This is a genomic window from Proteus terrae (genome assembly GCF_003144325.1).
Taxonomy (GTDB): Bacteria; Pseudomonadota; Gammaproteobacteria; order Enterobacterales; family Enterobacteriaceae; genus Proteus; species Proteus terrae.
In genome coordinates this window covers 1-507 of the sequence record NZ_PENS01000038.1, presented here as the reverse complement: position 1 = coordinate 507, position 507 = coordinate 1, and the positions used below count along the sequence as shown (strand labels likewise).

Here is a 507-nt window from a genome sequence, read left to right as displayed (position 1 = left end):
GGCTCCTACTGCTTGTACGTACACGGTTTCAGGTTCTTTTTCACTCCCCTCGCCGGGGTTCTTTTCGCCTTTCCCTCACGGTACTGGTTCACTATCGGTCAATCAGGAGTATTTAGCCTTGGAGGATGGTCCCCCCATATTCAGACAGGATAACACGTGTCCCGCCCTACTCGTCGAGTTCACAATAACAGCATCTTCGGATACGGGGCTATCACCCTTTACTGCCGGACTTTCCAGACCGTTCTCCTGATGCTGCTATTGATTAAGACTCTGGGCTGTTCCCCGTTCGCTCGCCGCTACTAGGGGAATCTCGGTTGATTTCTTTTCCTCGGGGTACTGAGATGTTTCAGTTCTCCCGGTTCGCTTCATGACGCTATGTATTCACGTCATGATAATATCCATTGGATATTGGGTTTCCCCATTCGGAAATCGTCGGGTATAACGGTTCATATCACCTTACCGACGCTTATCGCAGATTAGCACGTCCTTCATCGCCTCTGATTGCCT

The 507-nt window shown here is 50.3% G+C and carries 1 rRNA gene; it reads right to left on the bottom strand.

Features of this window, described 5'->3' with window-relative positions:
• Positions 1-507, bottom strand: a 23S ribosomal RNA gene (locus tag DK857_RS19085); the annotation flags it as partial.